The sequence below is a fragment of the Alkalihalobacterium alkalinitrilicum genome, from assembly GCF_002019605.1.
Taxonomy (GTDB): Bacteria; Bacillota; Bacilli; order Bacillales; family Bacillaceae_F; genus Alkalihalobacterium; species Alkalihalobacterium alkalinitrilicum.
Window position 1 is genome coordinate 4,181,447 of the sequence record NZ_KV917368.1, and the last position, 13,744, is coordinate 4,195,190.

Below are 13,744 nucleotides of genomic sequence, written 5' to 3' on the forward strand. Positions count from 1 at the left end.
TGGTTAACTCGCTTTGACATATTGAGCGGGTGTTCTATAATCTAAAACTCCTTGGATTCGATTATGATTATAATAGTGGGTATAATCATGAATGATTTTTTTAGCTTCTTCTAAATCTTTTATTGTTTTTAGTACTTTACGTTCTGCTTTTATAAAGGAGAAAAAGCTCTCAATACATGCATTATCAATGCAATTAGCCTTCCTAGACATGCTCGGATTAATCGTATAAGTTCCCATTAATTCTTTCCATCTATTAGATCGGTATTGCATTCCACGGTCAGAATGAATGATTAGTTTTTCATCAATTACTCTAATTTCCAGTGCATATAAAAGTGAATCTTCTACAAGCTGAACGTCATTTACATCAGATAATTGATATCCTACTATATAATTGTCGTGAAGATCCATTACGGCAGATAAATATAATTTCTTATTACCTATTGGAAATTCAGTCACGTCAGTCACCCATTTTTCGCTTAATTTGGTAGTTGAGAAGTCTCTTTTTAAGAGATTTTCATAAATATGACCAGCGCCTAATGTGTTTTTCCCACTAATAGATTTCCTTTTTTCTTTGCGTGCTTGGCTTTTATAGCCTAACTCTCGCATTAATCTTCTTACTACTTTCTCACTTACATCGATATTATACTTATCTCGTAGTTCTGCGTGTATTTTTCTATACCCATAGTTTTTATCATGGTCATGATAACTTATACCAATATATTCCTTTAACTGTTTATCTTTGGGAGATTCCTTTTTCTTTTTTCTTTTAGTTTTCACATATTTATAGTAGCCAGCTCTAGTAACCCCCAAATTTTCACACATTTTTGAGATGGGGTATTTTGACCTTAATAAATATATAGCTTCGAACTTTAACCTTTTGCCTCCCTTCTTTGAAGTTGTAGGTACTTTTTTAGCAATTCATTCTCCATTTTCAGCTCTTTAATTTGTTGATCTTTATCGATTCCGCGATAGGTTCTAATTTTTCTATTTAAGCCTGCTTCGCCATAAGTTTCATATTTTTCAATCCATATATAGATATAGTCAGGATCTTTAACATCATAGTCTTTCGCAACAGTCTTAACACTTTCACCGGCTAGGACTCTTGTAACAGCCTCAAGTTTTAGTTCGGGTGAATACCTGTTATTAGTTTTATTAGTAGACATTCAAATTCGCTCCTTTTACCCTAGTGATAGTCAAAAGTTCCCGAATTTATACCTGTCAACTAAGAGGGGCGCAATTCACTGTGTGACACCCCGAAATATCGTGAAAATTGTCGATAGAGCGATAGAGAGTAGTGGAAGAGGTTCTGCCTCCTCCTTTTTCATGAAGAAAGAAAGGAGGATTTTATGATGGAGGCATTGCTAACGCTTTTTAAATGAGTTTGGATTCCTTGTGTTCGTGACCCTATACTTGTTGCATCGTGTAGAGAAAAAGTTAGACATGGACAACCAATCGATCCAGCGACTACCAGAAAGCCTAGCGCTGCTTCAGTTTTATGGAAGATCTGATCAAAAGAAAAACAGTAAATAAAAGTGCAACGAAGTAATAACTAGAAAAAGTTCTTTTCTGTCACAGTGACGACCCGAAATTTGTTTATAAAATTTTATGATTAATTTTTGTAACTCCTCTCCACTGAATCCTCAACGCTCAACACTCTCATTTCACTTGATTGTAACTCAAATCAGAGTGTCTTCAAGTATGATTAGCAACCTGACATTTAAATAAAAATTACAAAAGCCACGTCCCTTGTCCCTTGGCAACGTATTTATGGTCATCATTTGGACCTCAGCTAACAAACATTAGGAGGGAGGTAAACGCATAGTCTAATTAATTCCACTTTATTGTAAATTTTTGCTTCTTTTTATAAAATGAAGTATAGATTTTTTTAAGGTGATCTACCAAACGAGGTTGACTTTTCTATTAAACTAATTTTATCAACTTGTTTATTGTTCAGGTTTAAGAGTTTGTTTGTTGCGATCTTATTAGAATAGGGAGCTAAAAAAATAGTAGTGAAGGAGGTGGAGATCAGTGACGGAACGTACTTCAGAAAAAATTAGTAGTATTGTAAGTAAGCTCAATTGTTCAGACTGTAAATTAATTAATTTTGCGAAAGGTGAGATCCGCTGTAAAGCTGATAGTTGTTCATGTGAAAACAAAAAAATTGAGCACAAAACCATACTTGACCTTTATGCTAATCTCTATTTTCATTTAGATAATATTAACTTAGCAGAATTTGAGACGATTATTCAGGATGACGATGGATTGTATCAAAAAATTCATCAAGAGATAAAGGACGCATGGAAACATCATACACGGGAGTATCCGTACGATACATATGATGACAAGGATTTATCAGTTGAAACGAAACAACGATTTGAAAAATCTTTACTGGTATCTTCTAATCTTGAAGAATTATTACTTACGATAGTTAGTTGGTTGTATATATTAGATGAGCACCTTGCTGGAATAGGAGATGATCTAGATCAGTTTCGGTTTGAAATGGAATTGAAAACGGTCCGAGGAATATTAATTCGGAAGAAACCCTCTATTATTACGGAATACTTTTCAGAAAATGAAATTAATCCACCTGTTAATCCCAATTACATTTCTCTAATTGCAAATGTAAAAAACTTTCAGCTTGTTCAATCGAAATATCAATATTATGAAGTAAAACATCAACGAATTTATCCGTTTGAATTACTTCAAGGAAAAACGATTGAAGATATATCCGTTGGTTTCCTACCAGGGAATCTCACATTCGAAGACTATAAATGGGAAGTCAGCAGTGAAGATGAGAACTATAATAAAGCATTTGTTTTTCAAGAAATTATAAACGCAGATTATTATGATCATGTAGAAAAGAACATTGAAAAAGTTTTAACCAAAAAACCAAACTTCATTATTCTTCCCGAACTGGCGGCGCCATGGGAATTACAAACTAAGATTAAAATACAAATAGAAGATCATTTTACAGAGATTGATGCCAAAGGATTACCTGAGCACCTAGCCTTACTTATTTCAGGTTCGTTTCATGAAAAAACAACGTTGATCTTTCCTCATGAACAACACAAGGCTGAAAAGTTTTATAATGTATCATCGATTGCTCTAGGTGACGGTAGTGACTTCTATCATGTATGCAAAATGAATAAGTTTAAAGTTGTTAAGTACAAAGGTTATCAAGGAAGTTTAGCAGCATTTCGAGAAAATCATGGTATTGAAAAAAGCGCATTTGATAAGCGGGAAATTAAGATTATTGAAACACCAATAGGGAGAATCGCCATATTAATTTGTGTTGATTTGCTGAACATTAATGTTGAAGAAATTATCACAGAGCGGCATGTTAATATCCTTTTCGTCATGACATTAACCCAAAGTCCCTCAACAGGGAAATTTTTGAGAAGAATGCAAGAGTTAGGAGAGCGTTCGCAAACAACAGTTATTATCTGTAACAATACGGGTTCTTTTCAGAATAGCGACAAAATTGTTGCTTATTTTCCAGGGATTAAAGAGCCGTTTACAAGTGATCAAGATGGGGAAGTTTATACAATAAAAGAGATGATTGAAGGCGCACAAAAAAACAGTGCTAAAAAAGAGAGAAAGAAAAGATTGCTAAAAAAAGTAAAACTACATACAATAGACAGTAAGGTGTACTATCTGTGTACTAAAAGGGATGCTGAGGAGGGATAGAGATGGAACATAAAGTAATGGAAAAAATAAGGACATTACGGAAGCGTTTAAATGATGATCCAGAGCAAGTTAGCTATGATCTATATAGTCTAGAGAAGTACGTTGCTGAATCGCTACTTGAGCGTAATTTTGCTATTCCCAACAAAGTAAAAAGTAGTTTAGAACGACAATTTGCAAATCAGAAGCCTGAAGATATGCGTAGTTATAATATTGGTAAAGCGCATACGCTCATTGAATTAATTTCAATTATGAAAAAGCCATATGACCTTGACCAAAAAGTGAAAGAACTTAATGATTTAGATAAGAAAATCTTGAAATATATTGCCCATCACAGGGAAGTTACCCCGACAGCTATTCGTAACGAAATTAGCGAGTTGAATGATAACAAGCAATACACAAGTAATGTCTTAAGTAAACTAAGGCAAATTGATATGATTGCAGCCCATCAAGTTGGAAAATATCGCTGGTATTTCCTAACTATATTAGGAGAAGAGATTGTCAATAAGATAGAAAAGGTTGAAGAATTTGAACAGAAACTCAACCAAATAAAGTCTATGCTCGCTCAGAAAAAAGAAAAGCTGTCTAAACCAGTACGTAAACAACCTATTTCCCGTGAACGTGCTTTAAGTCATAAAGGATTTATAGCTCAGCATATGTCGGTAGAAGAGACACTTCAGGAAGTTGCTAGTCTACTTTCCTATTCTAAAGCCAATAAAGAGAAATGGCCATCGGCAGGTAAGGTCAATAATCAACACAAAATGGATTATGAAGCAGGACATTACACTGCTTTGGGTAAGGAAGGGGAGGGAAGTCGTGACTTCGAAGAAATCCTTCAGTAATTTTAATAATTGGTTTAATCATCTTGATTTTGCCTTACAAGCAGAATTTATTGAAGCATTAAAAACAGATGATGTGCTTAACTTTTTCTTAGCTTATGAAGTTGAAAAAGAAATAGAGATTGAGTTTAAAGAGATCTTCACTTTTATCGATCAAAATTTACGACAATTTGATGAAACAAAGACTGCCGAAGGTCTATTAACACAAGGAATTGAGGATGTCCGTTTAATTGCTGATCTAATTGGCAATGGAAAAGAAGGATTAAAAAGGTATTTCTCAGCTAGGTTTCTAAGAGAAACAGATGATGTTTCTTTTCAAGAGATGATAGAAACGGTCATAAGAGAGGTAATTGTCGAAAAAAACTATCGAAGCATAAAATCTTTACTGAAACACTTATCCTATGAAGTACATGCAGAAGATGCAACTGATTCATTTTATACGATCATGAATTTAGCGAGTAGTTTTTGTGTTGAACCTCTCTCTTATGAAGACATTGAGATAGTCATGGTCAAAGATCTTGAGCTGTCTATCGAAAAAATGAACATAATGATAGAAGCGCTTAAAGCTAACCGTGAGGCAATGGAACGTTTCTTTCTCTTTCTAAGCCTTAAAAAGCTAAATCGCAAAATCAATCAACTTGAAATAGACTGGTAAAAAGCAGGGGCGCAATTCACGGTGACGCCCCGAAATACCCTGAAATTTGTCGGAAGAAACTAAATTCAAAGTTCACGTTTTGTTTGACAGTACTTTTTACGTTTTTCTATAATAAAACGTAGTTTGCTTCAGATTTTCTCTTCTTATATTATCCGCATGTTTATCCTCATCTTATTACTTATCACTTTTTGAAAAATTCCTAGTGTAAATACTCTTTGGGAGGGATGTATTTTGTCTGTCGGTGGTGGCCCACTGTATGAGTAGTAGAAGGTGAGTGATTATTGCTGATCAGTTTTATCACATTGTTTGTCAAGGCAACCGTCGGGAGCTGTTATTTCATGATCGCAATAATTTCGTTGAAATCTTATATATGTTAGAAAAGATTTGTGCAAAAATCCCCTATGAGCTACTCTTCTATTGCTTCATGAGGCGTCACTGTGACGACAACACAAACTTCAGCAACGATACTTTGTATCATAATAGTTTCGCATACCGTTTATTTAAAAGGGCCATCACTTTAGAAATCGACTCTTTTTGAGAGCGTAATTGTAAATGGAAATGGTTAGTCCGAAAAATCTTGTGTTCCACAGTGTGTTTTACGGCCGAAAGTTTTTCTGTTAAAATCTGATCTAAAAAATTATATAAAATGGTGGTTTAATTTGTCGTTGAACGAGGTATAGCGTCGTGAAGGTAATTCTAACGGAAAACGACGAATTTTTCTTATTCATTCCACTTAGTTTTATTACTAACTTAGTGGAACGCTGTATGGCTTAATAAAGTGAAATTCTTAAAATGAGGGGTGTTCGTATGGGTCATCGAGAAAATATAGAAATGAGTAAAGAAGAAGAGGAATATTTAAATGAAGAATGGCTCGAATTAGTGGAGTTGGCAGAACTTTTAAACGTATCGAAACAAGAGTTTAAGCAATACTTAAAAGAAAAATCAAAAAACAAAGTGTTGAAAGGTTGAAGGGCGATTAAGTATAAAGTTCTATGATAAAAAGAGTAGGGATAATCTATGAGGGAGTATTGTCTCTATGTATTGAATACTGGATACATATTAAAAGTAGTAAGGTAATGGCACTCTATGATCAGAGGGTTTATTTCGTTTTATAGATTTATTATCTTTACACGATTGCTATGGATAGAGTGGTAGATTATAAGCTGTGGGTAGTATAGAATAAGTACTTGAAGAATTTAAGGAGTAGTTCCTTAGGAGTTAAGAAAAATGTATAAAATACTTGCATGGACAGCCGTTATCCTCTGGATGGCGCTTATTTTCTACCTCTCTCATCAACCCGCAACCGTGTCGAGCGAGTTAAGTGAAGGAATAACAGAGGTTATTGTAACAACAGTTGAAAAAGTTATACCTCATGCAGATTTTGATCTTGGTACTTTCAATCATCTTGTCAGGAAAAATGCTCACTTTTTTGCCTACATGATTTTTGGAGTGTTAACGCTGAACGCGTTAAGGAGAAGTGGTGTAGTTGGCTACCGCAGTATGGGGTGGACCTTATCCATTTGTATCCTTTATGCAATTTCTGATGAAGTGCACCAGCTGTTTGTTCCTGGAAGGTCAGGTGAAGTAAGAGATGTTCTCATTGATACCGCTGGGGCAATTGTTGGGATTGGGATGTATTGGTTGATCGCGAAACTAATGAGAAGACGAAGTACTCGCTGAGTTCATGGTGAAACATGCTTGGCGGGTATTTTTTATATTTATCTACTAAGGAAGTAGTGTCATCTTTTAACGATCAAAGGATTTGTATACATCTACATCCATAGTTACATAAATAATAGACTTTTTGCTAATAAATCTGAACAAGCTGGTAACTAAAGAAAAGGTAACACAAGAACAGTGAATTTTGTGTTGGATCTATCACTAGCAGGATAGACAGTTGATGATTGTAATGGTCTTACAATCACCGAGTAGCCCGAACAATGTCGAAGGTCATTCTGAAAAAAGTCCCAAATTGTCGTAAGAAATTCCTAGTTTGTCTACAAAATTCGCCTTACTTCCACGCGTATTTTTGGTAAAGTGAATGAAAACGTTTACTGGGGTGAATAAGATGTCCTTCGAGTTGTTGCTAGATGCGGTACTAGGTGAGAGAGAACTATTTCATGTTATTGACTGTACAGTTTGTGGAAGCGAAGAAATTTATTATGTTGATCCCATTTCCAAACAACAAATAGGAAAAGCTTGTTCACAATGTGGGTTTGTCCAAAAATTTGAGTTTGACCATCAAGAGTAGTCATTGAGTTAAAGGAAATTGCTACTCAGACTTTTTTCGATTAAAGAAAAGTTACTTAAAGGGCAAACACTTATGGAGACAGATAGGTATTAAAGCTCATTACGAATTAGTAGTGTGCTTTTTTATGTGCTCTGAAAAGGAATGACTGGAAAAAAGATTATTTTTATTGAAAGACAAGCTCAGGACTTAAAACATACTTTACCCTCTTAATTATTTTAGGAAAACAAGTCTATAGTTGTGGTAAAATAGACATAAATCAACATATTTCGTGTGTTGTGATCATTTGTAGGGGGAAAGAAGTTGTTTAGTCAGTACTTACCGAATATTAAAGGCGACGACAGTATTGCTCTTTTTGTTATTTATCGTTACAGCTTGTCAGACGGACGATACCACAAGGGAAACGGTAGTTAGGGAAAAACAACAGGAAAAGAAGGAAACCTCATTAACGCAAATTGCTGCTGAGACGGCCACGAAAGTGAACAAGCCTGTTTCGTGGGACCCAGGAGTGGCAACAACGGATTTAATGCTCCCGTTAGAAAATTCAAGACCGCGTACGACGGACGTTACCCATGTGATGCTTCACTTTATGAGTAATGGGGTGAATCAACCTGACGATCCATTTAATATGAACGATATCCGATCGATCTTTACCGATTACGGGGTTTCAGCGCATTATGTTATTGATCGGAAAGGGCATATTTATCGCTTTGTGGGAGAAGGTCGGGTTGCTTTTCATGCGGGGAGTGGAAACATTTCTGGTTACCCACAATATAAGGATAACATGAATGATTATTCGATCGGTATTGAACTTCTGGCGATCGGAACACGTAAAGAAATGGTAGCGATGATTCCAGGGTTTCCGTACGACTAAATAGCTTCTGACGATATCGGATACACGTCAGCTCAATACAAAGCGGTGAATTCTTTATTGGACGATATTTACATACGCTATCCCACCATATCAAAAAGTCGAAATCATGTCATCGGACACGATGAGTACGCACCAGATCGAAAAATGGATCCAGGGTCCTTATTTAACTGGTCGCGGATTGGGTTTTAATAGAACAACAACAAAAAGAATAAACCGACTACCTTCTGTGAGTAGTCGGTTTATTCTTTATATGAGTGTGAAATTTACTGTAGTTATAGATTCACTATTTATCCAATAAAGTGGGGAATATGGTTAATAAGAGGTATCAAAAGGCTTTCACAAACTCACTTAACGAAAAAATACATCAAAGATCGTTAATCCTAGTGCAATACCGCCGCCAAGCATAATATAAGCTAATACGATGAAAAACACCCAATTTTCGCTAAATATTTTTTTCATAGCAATCACCATGATTAGTTTTTCAAAAAGTGGGGGGAATTATTCTTGCGAAGCATTGGTTCATAGGTAGAACGCGAAATGCCGCTTTAATCATTGTGAGTGCCTTGAACGGGTTTATAATCAGAAGTACATAGTCCAGATCGCTTTAGGCTATGCGAACGAGTCAATCGAACGGAACTGGTTCCCCTTTTGTCAATCGTTCCCCGTATTATTTCAATACGTATGCAACCGATTCGTTAAACTTCCCTTTTTGTAAAAAAGCACTCAATGCTGGGTGCTCGCATGTTAAAGACTAGTGTTTTTATTCAATCTTCAGAAGGACCGAATATCTTATTAAATTCATTTTTTCCGATTTGTTTTAACGTTTCGTAGTCTTCAGTAGAAAATCGATCCTTGACCGTTTCTTTTATCTCCGCGAGGTCCTCTGCAGTAATTCCACTTTTCACTTGTTCAACGTAGGCTAACAACTCTGTTAACGAAAATTCGTTTAGTACTTTTGTGATAGCGTCATCTTTTGATAGTGTTGGATCGTCTTGCTCTTTTATTGGGGCCTCTTCTACAGTTGGATCAGGAGTGAGTTTGGGTTGAGGTACTGAAGTTCTATGTAGGTTTTGTTCTTCAACTGTTCCATTTCCGATCCATTTTTCTGGAAGGAGTTTATCTTCTTCAAAAAACTGATGTTCGGCCATTAAGCTTTTCCCAAAGTTTGTTCCTGTTAATATAAAGAAGGCAATGAAAGCAAAAAGAATTAAGCGTAGCAATGATATTCACCTCAAATTATGTATTGATTATTGATTATTAAGTATTTTAAACGATTCGACTTCGTGTTTTTGGTGTCTCGTCCGTTATTGAAACAGCAGCTATCCACTTGTCACAAATGTAATAAAGTAGAGTATAGGAAAGGATTCCTAGACTATTGATCATCAAGTCGATGAATAAACCTTCTCGATAGAAAAAAGGTTGAGCGAGCTCAGTTCCAGCTGCAAATAAAAGTCCGATCACCAGTGAAAGTTGAATGTTTTTACAAACTTGAATGAGTAGTAAGGCAAGAATGAAAAAGCAGATAAAATGGCCTGCTTTTTGCAAAATAAATGGCAGACTAGGATTCGCATAGATCGCGATATCAAAAAATTGACCAAAGGTTGGTTCTGTTGTCACTTGAAATTGGACAGGTTCTCCCCGCATTATACTAGTAAAATTTTTTGTGCATGTGAGAATGATTAATAAATAAATCCACATGACAAGTAATAAAATATACATTCTGTTCCAGCTTTCGTGTTTTTATTCATAGTGTCGACAGTAATTTATAAATACATACCTGTTACGTAGGGAATAAAGTCAAATTACCCGAATTTTTGATAAAAAGTCCCAAAAATTATATACGAATGGCAGGAAAATCTATATAATAAATAGTGGAATATTGAGTGAGGAGTTTTATATGAAAAATATTATATTTGTTTTGTCGATCTTACTTTGTGTAGGACTTTTAGTATTTGGAAAAATACAATATGATCAAAAGTTGAATGAGATTGCTCAAGATGCGAGTACCGAAAAGAATATAGCTACAAGTTTACAGACTAGTAATCAACCAGTTAGTAATATTAGTCATGCAACAGATATTGAGTCTATGGAAGGGTTAAACCCAGAGTTAAAACAAAAGCTAATGGCAGCAGTAGAAAATAATCAACGTTTACGAGTTGCTTTGTTTGGGTCAAATGCAATGGCTGTTGAGGATGATAGTGAAACGCCTTGGGTAGATTTACTAGTACAGGAATTAAATGATACTTTCGGTGAACACATTTTAGATGTTACTATATTTGAGGTCGGAAATCGGACAACACACCAAGTGCTAGAGGCTGGTTTACATAGTGAAGTAGTTGACTTTCAACCAGATGTGTTAATTTTCGAACCGCTTATCTTCAATGATAACGGGAATGCGACAATGAATATAACATTACCGAATGTTACGACGATTCTTACTGACATAGAGGCAACATCGCCTGATGTTTTCGTTGTTATCCAGCCACCGAATCCTATTTATCGACCAAATTATTATTTGCAACAGGTAAATGAGTTAAAAGCATATGCGGAAGAAAGTGGCTACACATATCTAGATCACTGGGAAGTGTGGCCTGATGTTACAGATGAAGAAATTAATGACTACATTGAGGATTCACGTCCAAATCAAAGGGGACATGAAGTTTGGGCGAGTGCAGTCATTCAATTTTTTACAGGAAAAAATTAAACTAGGAGATTTATAATGTCGAAGCCAAATCCGTTACTTGATATTTTGTTAGATGCCTATAATAAGGGTGAAAAAGATGGCACTGAGTTAAAAGACCTGATGAATGATATTGAGCAACATCTACGTATACTCATTGAGAGCCCTGGAAAATAACGCTGAAGAAGCTACCAGATCGCGTAAGGGCGGATGGTAGCTTTTGTATAGTTTAGGAGTTTATATTTATGTAATTGAGCGTTGTTTTAACCTAGACACTCTCCCTTACATTGCCAAAAACTAACATAAAAAACAGTATAAGCATAGTAATGTAGGGGCAGGCGAACCGTAATCTATGACAAAACTGGTGATTTTATGATGTGATCGATCAATCCTTATAATCCCACATAATTTTCCACTCGCGTTCCTCTTTAGCAACATATACTTCTTGTTTAAAGTAAAACTTTCCGTATTTCCCACGATAAGATTTTGTCACAGTTACGTTATAAACCGTGTCCATCGGCTCGGCATCGTTTGTGATTTTCCATTTTCTTTTTTTGTTTGGTGAACTTAAAGAGTAGGTAAACGAATCAGCACCAAAATGACTCATAAACACATGCGCGCGGTCTTGGATATAGCTTGGCTTTGGGAACCGTCCTTGAATTTCTGGATGCAGCAGTTCCCATGACGAAGAAAACCGACCTTGTTGTTCTAATTTATAAAATTCATTGACGACTTTTGTAGCCTGGTTTGCTTGAGATGGCCATAGAAGGAGGACGATGAAGGCTAATCCTGCAACAGCAACGATAAGTAGTAGTTGCGGTGGGAGTTGTTTTCTTTTAAGCATACAAAAACTCCTTGTCTAGGTGATGTATAGTTCATCTTATTCAGCGATTAGATGAATTAGTATGGACAAATTTGAAGCCTTCATCTGATGACTTATGTATTCTTTACTTTGCATATAATATGGAATGTTATATTAAATGAATGAATATCATGTAGTTGAAGGGAGATGGTATAAAAAATGACATCAGAAAGACACGATTATTACAACCCCTCGCACTCTTTACATGATGAATGTCAAAGGTTAATGTACTATCATGTTACATTAACGATGAATGACGGAAGCACATTTGACGGAATCATTGACAATGTTGGAAATGATCAAGTTTCGGTGTTAGTAGGTGAAGATGTGATGGAAAGGGATGAGGAGAGCGATTCGTATGATCGCCAGTTTGCTCCTTATGGCTATGGATTTCCTGGAAGACGTTTCAGACGCTTTCGCCGTCGTCAGTTTCCCCTTGCTAGCTTAGCTGCATTGGCCTTATTACCTTACATCGTTCCACCACCAGTGTACCCATATCCATATCCTTACCCTTATTATCCGTATTATTAAGTAAATATGGCGATTAATAAGTAATCATTTAGGAGAGGGTCAACATTTCATGTTGGCTCTTATTTATAGTTCGTTGGAAATGGGACTTTGAGGAATGAAGCCCGTGAGCGAGAGAAAAATAGATAGGATTTGTGAATTAACTCTCGTTCATAAAAAACCAGTGATTTCTTCAAAAAAAAATCACTGGTTAATTGAAAAATACTTATTTATGAAACTCGACTAACGCCTTTAACAAGGCATCTGAAGCATCGTTATAGAATTTATCTGTTTTCATCATTTGCGCATCGCTTCGATTGGTAATAAACCCTAATTCTACGAGGATGCTCGGCATCGATGTGTACCGAACAACTGCAAAGCTACCTTCTTTAACCCCGCGGTCACGCGTATTCAAGCTTTGGATTAAATGCTTTTGTGCTACTTGTGCGAGTTTCTGACTTTCCGCGTGTTGATTTGTACGATTCCAAAACGTTTCAGTACCGTGCGCAGTTGAATTCGCTAGTGAATTCGTGTGAATGCTGACAAATGAGTGAGCGCCTGAGCTGTTGGCAACTTGATAACGATTGTTCACCGATACAAATGTATCTGTCGTTCGCGTCATGACCACTTTAGCTCCAGCCGCTTGTAATTTGTCGCGAAGAGCAAGTGATACGCGAAGAACAACGTCTTTTTCTAACAGCCCGTTTCCAACCGCACCTGGATCACTACCTCCATGCCCTGGATCAATAACAATCGTTTTACCTGCTAGTGCATTTGCTGGAACAGAATTATTTGTGGATCCGCTACTGTTTTGGCTATTGTTACCCAAGGTGACGGTAACATGATCGCCATGAACATACGCCCATTGGTTGTTGTACTTAATTTTGAGCCAGTTACCATTGACGTTACGCTCGTAAATGGATATTGTAGCTCCTCTTAATAGACTCCCAACCCGAGTGCCAGAAGTTGATGCAGTTTGACGAACATTCAACGAACTAACATTAACCGTTCCAGTTGCAACGATGGTATTGGAGTTATTATTGTTGTTTGAACCACTGTTGTTTGGGTTGTTTGACTTTACCGTTACATAATCGCTGTGAACGTAAGCCCATTGGTTATTGAGCTTAATTTTGAGCCAGTTGCCATTGACGTTTGTTTCAAAGATGGAAACCGAAGCACCTTGAGAAAGACTGCCTACACGAGTCCCAGTTGTGGAAGCGGTTTGCCGCACATTAAGTAAATTCACATTGACGGTACCAGTTGCAATGACAGTATTAGAGCTATTATTATTATTTGATGAACCACTATTGTTTTGATTATTGTTACTTGTCGTAACCGTTACATAATCTCCGTGAACGTAGGCCCATTGATTGTTCATCTTAATTTTGAGCCAGT

Annotated in this window: 15 protein-coding genes and 3 pseudogenes; 11 read left to right on the plus strand and 7 right to left on the minus strand. The window is 36.3% G+C overall.

All coding sequences use genetic code 11. The features are described from left to right. Positions 1 to 3: 3 nt before the first annotated feature. Positions 4 to 918: an IS3 family transposase gene (locus BK574_RS20255; RefSeq protein WP_142248007.1), complete on the minus strand. Its 915-nt coding sequence runs from the start codon at positions 916 to 918 to the stop codon at positions 4 to 6. Beyond that, a complete protein-coding gene (locus BK574_RS20260; RefSeq protein WP_078429859.1) occupies positions 870 to 1,163 on the minus strand; it encodes a transposase in 294 nt (97 codons plus the stop codon). Before BK574_RS20260 ends, BK574_RS20255 begins: the two co-directional genes overlap by 49 nt. A gap of 220 nt (positions 1,164 to 1,383) precedes the next feature. Between BK574_RS20260 and BK574_RS20265 the strand changes: the two are divergent. The 4 genes and pseudogenes from BK574_RS20265 to BK574_RS20280 form a co-directional block, all read left to right on the plus strand. After that, positions 1,384 to 1,530, plus strand: a pseudogene (locus tag BK574_RS20265) (YvrJ family protein); the annotation flags it as partial. A 498-nt stretch (positions 1,531 to 2,028) separates the two neighbouring features. After that, positions 2,029 to 3,687 (plus strand): nitrilase-related carbon-nitrogen hydrolase, encoded by a 1,659-nt coding sequence (locus BK574_RS20270; protein ID WP_078429861.1) that lies wholly within the window; start codon positions 2,029 to 2,031, stop codon positions 3,685 to 3,687. Between the two features lie 2 nt (positions 3,688 to 3,689). Further along, the gene (locus tag BK574_RS20275) at positions 3,690 to 4,526 is read left to right on the plus strand and encodes a hypothetical protein (protein WP_078429862.1); all 837 of its coding nucleotides are present in this window, start codon (positions 3,690 to 3,692) and stop codon (positions 4,524 to 4,526) included. Next, positions 4,501 to 5,178, plus strand: a complete 678-nt coding sequence (locus BK574_RS20280; RefSeq protein ID WP_078429863.1) for a hypothetical protein — start codon at positions 4,501 to 4,503, stop codon at positions 5,176 to 5,178. The genes BK574_RS20275 and BK574_RS20280 overlap by 26 nt, the downstream gene beginning before the upstream one ends. A gap of 461 nt (positions 5,179 to 5,639) precedes the next feature. Here the strand turns inward: BK574_RS20280 and BK574_RS28525 are convergent. After that, positions 5,640 to 5,745: pseudogene (locus tag BK574_RS28525) on the minus strand (transposase); the annotation flags it as partial. 240 nt (positions 5,746 to 5,985) lie between these two features. Here BK574_RS28525 and BK574_RS27655 point away from each other — a divergent pair. The 4 genes and pseudogenes from BK574_RS27655 to BK574_RS28530 all read left to right on the plus strand — a co-directional run bounded on the left by BK574_RS27655 (position 5,986) and on the right by BK574_RS28530 (position 8,489). Then, a complete protein-coding gene (locus tag BK574_RS27655; RefSeq protein ID WP_158211705.1) occupies positions 5,986 to 6,147 on the plus strand; it encodes a hypothetical protein in 162 nt (53 codons plus the stop codon). A gap of 258 nt (positions 6,148 to 6,405) precedes the next feature. Continuing rightward, positions 6,406 to 6,858, plus strand: a complete 453-nt coding sequence (locus tag BK574_RS20290) for a VanZ family protein (RefSeq protein WP_078429864.1) — start codon at positions 6,406 to 6,408, stop codon at positions 6,856 to 6,858. Between the two features lie 388 nt (positions 6,859 to 7,246). Continuing rightward, positions 7,247 to 7,429 carry an acyltransferase gene (locus BK574_RS20295; RefSeq protein ID WP_078429865.1) on the plus strand — a complete coding sequence of 61 codons (183 nt, stop codon included), beginning with the start codon at positions 7,247 to 7,249 and terminating at the stop codon, positions 7,427 to 7,429. Positions 7,430 to 7,952: 523 nt separating this feature from the next. Next, positions 7,953 to 8,489: pseudogene (locus tag BK574_RS28530) on the plus strand (N-acetylmuramoyl-L-alanine amidase). Positions 8,490 to 9,064: 575 nt separating this feature from the next. On the opposite strand, the gene BK574_RS20305 reads toward BK574_RS28530, so the two are convergent. Together BK574_RS20305 and BK574_RS20310 are read right to left on the minus strand one after the other, a co-directional pair. Then, positions 9,065 to 9,520 carry a hypothetical protein gene (locus tag BK574_RS20305; protein ID WP_078429867.1) on the minus strand — a complete coding sequence of 152 codons (456 nt, stop codon included), beginning with the start codon at positions 9,518 to 9,520 and terminating at the stop codon, positions 9,065 to 9,067. Positions 9,521 to 9,566: 46 nt separating this feature from the next. Further along, entirely contained in the window at positions 9,567 to 10,019 is a 453-nt protein-coding gene (locus tag BK574_RS20310) for a VanZ family protein (protein ID WP_078429868.1), read from the minus strand. A gap of 178 nt (positions 10,020 to 10,197) precedes the next feature. Between BK574_RS20310 and BK574_RS20315 the strand changes: the two genes are divergently transcribed. Further along, complete coding sequence (locus BK574_RS20315; RefSeq protein ID WP_078429869.1) at positions 10,198 to 11,004, plus strand: SGNH/GDSL hydrolase family protein; 807 nt, start codon at positions 10,198 to 10,200, stop codon at positions 11,002 to 11,004. Between the two features lie 15 nt (positions 11,005 to 11,019). Next, on the plus strand, positions 11,020 to 11,157 hold the full coding sequence (locus BK574_RS27660; RefSeq protein ID WP_158211708.1) for a YwzD family small protein: 138 nt from the start codon (positions 11,020 to 11,022) through the stop codon (positions 11,155 to 11,157). Positions 11,158 to 11,365: 208 nt separating this feature from the next. On the opposite strand, the gene BK574_RS20320 is transcribed toward BK574_RS27660, so the two are convergent. Then, positions 11,366 to 11,824 (minus strand): hypothetical protein, encoded by a 459-nt coding sequence (locus BK574_RS20320; RefSeq protein WP_078429870.1) that lies wholly within the window; start codon positions 11,822 to 11,824, stop codon positions 11,366 to 11,368. 177 nt (positions 11,825 to 12,001) lie between these two features. Between BK574_RS20320 and BK574_RS20325 the strand changes: the two genes are divergently transcribed. Then, entirely contained in the window at positions 12,002 to 12,373 is a 372-nt protein-coding gene (locus tag BK574_RS20325; protein ID WP_078429871.1) for a hypothetical protein, read from the plus strand. Between the two features lie 202 nt (positions 12,374 to 12,575). Here BK574_RS20325 and BK574_RS28535 read toward each other — a convergent pair whose 3' ends face one another. After that, a complete protein-coding gene (locus BK574_RS28535) occupies positions 12,576 to 13,727 on the minus strand; it encodes an N-acetylmuramoyl-L-alanine amidase family protein (RefSeq protein ID WP_238458059.1) in 1,152 nt (383 codons plus the stop codon). Positions 13,728 to 13,744: the final 17 nt, after the last annotated feature.